The sequence below is a fragment of the Helicobacter suis genome (assembly GCF_902196135.1).
GTDB lineage: Bacteria > Campylobacterota > Campylobacteria > Campylobacterales > Helicobacteraceae > Helicobacter > Helicobacter suis_A.
The window spans coordinates 1-2435 of record NZ_CABIKE010000032.1; the positions used below are offsets into that span (position 1 = coordinate 1).

Sequence of the window (2435 nt, forward strand, 5' to 3'; positions counted from 1 at the left end):
TAGCTAAAAGGTTTAAAGGCCTCTTAGGTTTAGAGGGTTGGGGGTTAGTTTGGGGGAGTGTTGGGGGTGATAGGTTAAAGAGATTGGATAAAGCCTATCAAAGGTTCTTTAAAAAACAAGGTAGACCACCACGATTTAAAAAGGTGGCTTTATACCAATCTTTCACATTTAAGGGAAAAATAGGCTATAAAATCCAAAACAACCTTATCTCTTTTAATGGCTATTGTTTTAAGTTTGTTAAAACCTACAACTTTATAGGCAAACCTAAGACTATAACTATTAAAAGAGATAATCTAGGCGATTATTTCTTGTGTTTAGTGTGTGAAGTAAAGGATAGTCTTAAGCCTGCAGGCGATAAAAGCGTGGGGCTTGACTTTGGCTTAAAAACCTTTCTCACATGCTCTAGGCATACAAGTTCAATCACCCTTATTTTTCTCTAGTTTTTTGCCTTTAATTAAATCTTGTTCTAAATCTCTCTCTAAAAAGCAAAGAGGTAGCCACAATCTTAAAGCCAAGATTAAACTAGCCAAGTTGCATAGAAAAATCAAAAACCTTAGAGCAGACTTTTTCTATAAACTAACTAACCATTTAGCTAAACAATATGCCCATGTTTTCATTGAGGATTTGAACATGAAAGCTATGCAAAGGCTGTGGGGTAGAAAGATTAGCGATCTAGCTTTTAGTGAGTTTATATCTATCTTAGAGAGAAAAACGCAGGTGCATAAGATTGATAGGCTTTATCCAATCTCTTTAACCTATCACCCCCAACACTCCCCCAAACTAACCCCCAACCCTCTAAACCTAAGAGGCCTTTAAACCTTTTAGCTAGCTAGCCTAATTCAAAGGCATTTGAAAAAACCGCCCAATTGTGGCGGGGCAAATCCCCAAGGGGGTAGGAAAAATGATCACACAATTAGCCCATGCTAATAGCTTTAACCAATTCAAAACAAAGGAAATACAAATGCGTATCTACACACGCAAAGACCAGCTATATGCTGAGTATTACACAGATGAGGGTAAACGGGTGCGTAAAAGTCTAGGGCTAAAGGACACAGCCAAAAACCGCGCTAAGCTAAATTACCAGCTAGAGGCAAGAATAGAGGCTGCACAGACTAAGAAGAGATTTATTGATCCGCTAGAAGTGCCACTAGCTACCACCATAGAGGAATTCAAAGAACGCTACATTGGCTATAAGCAAAGCTCACAGCTAACTATAGAAAACCGCCTAAAAACCATTGTTAAGTTACTAGAAGTAGATGTGAACATGCCCACAGCTAAGCTAAACCATGAGCACATGAAAAACTTTTATAAAGGCTTAGTGGAGAATAACTATAACACTAATAGCATCGTGCACTTAACTACGCTACTTAAAAGCTTGTTAGAGTTTGCCACCTTCAAAGGCCAACTAGAAAAGACCCCCTACTACAAGCAAAAAATCCTTATCGCTCCTGCTCCTAAGAAGATTGAAGTCTTTAGCCTAGATCGGGTGTTAGAGATACTAAGAGGATGCGATCAACCCTATCTAAAGACCTATCTAACAATAGCCTTCTTTAGCGGTATGCGAGTGGGTGAGATACTAGCCCTAACTTGGGGAGATATAGACTTTAAGAACCACACAATCACTATCAATAAGGCTTTAAATGGTTTAGGTGAGATAACCACCCCCAAAACAGCTAATAGTATCCGCGTGATTGATATGTTACCACTCATAGAAAAACGCTTGAAAGAGTTTAGCCTATTTATGGATGTAATCAACAACGATACACCCATCTTTGGCACTAATCCTAAGTTACAAATGATCATGACTAAGCAATGGGCTAGACTACTTGAGAGTCTAGAACTAGAGCACATTAAGCTTTATAGCACACGCCATACCTTTGCTAGCATCATGTTAGAAAGAGGCGAAGAGCCCTTGTGGGTCAGCCACACACTAGGCCATAAGAACCTACAAATCACTTATAAGGTCTACGCTAAATACATCCCTGAGCAAAACAAACCCAGAGCCACATTTTTAGAAGGAGTAGAAATATGAAATTTAGAGATGTTTATAGAGACTATGAACCAGATGTAAGCGCTGCACACATCCCACTAGAGATATTTAGCGCGGGGCTAAGCTGCAAGGCCTTAGGGGTGCTAACCTACCTACATAGCTTTTATGCCACGCCTAGCCTAAATAAACTTGCTGAAAGACTAGAGGAAAGCCCTGAGGCGATCTTAAAATGCTTAGAGGAACTTAGGGCAAGAGAATTTATAAGACTTGATCTAGCCACCTATGCCAAATACCCCGATCAAGGCCAAACACTGATTCTAACCCTACCAGAGGAAAGGGGGGCGTGATGGAGCAAGACTACACAGAAGAACTAAGCGCGCGTGAGATTGAGGAAGATAACCTTATAGTTGCCAAAGAACACAATACCTACATCAATAAGCGTATT

Annotated in this window: 2 protein-coding genes and 1 pseudogene; all 3 read left to right on the top strand. The window is 40.0% G+C overall.

The features are described 5' to 3' along the window. Positions 1 to 68: 68 nt before the first annotated feature. A pseudogene (locus tag G6Q06_RS08240) lies at positions 69 to 756 on the top strand (RNA-guided endonuclease InsQ/TnpB family protein); the annotation flags it as partial. A 145-nt stretch (positions 757 to 901) separates the two neighbouring features. Continuing rightward, positions 902 to 2032 carry a site-specific integrase gene (locus tag G6Q06_RS08245; RefSeq protein ID WP_163565305.1) on the top strand — a complete coding sequence of 377 codons (1131 nt, stop codon included), beginning with the start codon at positions 902 to 904 and terminating at the stop codon, positions 2030 to 2032. Next, on the top strand, positions 2029 to 2337 hold the full coding sequence (locus G6Q06_RS08250; protein WP_163565304.1) for a hypothetical protein: 309 nt from the start codon (positions 2029 to 2031) through the stop codon (positions 2335 to 2337). The genes G6Q06_RS08245 and G6Q06_RS08250 overlap by 4 nt, the downstream gene beginning before the upstream one ends. The last annotated feature ends 98 nt before the right edge of the window (positions 2338 to 2435 follow it).

Bases quoted from the DNA above. Each gene is read 5' to 3' on its own strand.
- G6Q06_RS08245 (WP_163565305.1), top strand. From the start codon at position 902: ATGATCACACAATTAGCCCATGCTAATAGCTTTAACCAATTCAAAACA.
- G6Q06_RS08250 (WP_163565304.1), top strand. From the start codon at position 2,029: ATGAAATTTAGAGATGTTTATAGAGACTATGAACCAGATGTAAGCGCT.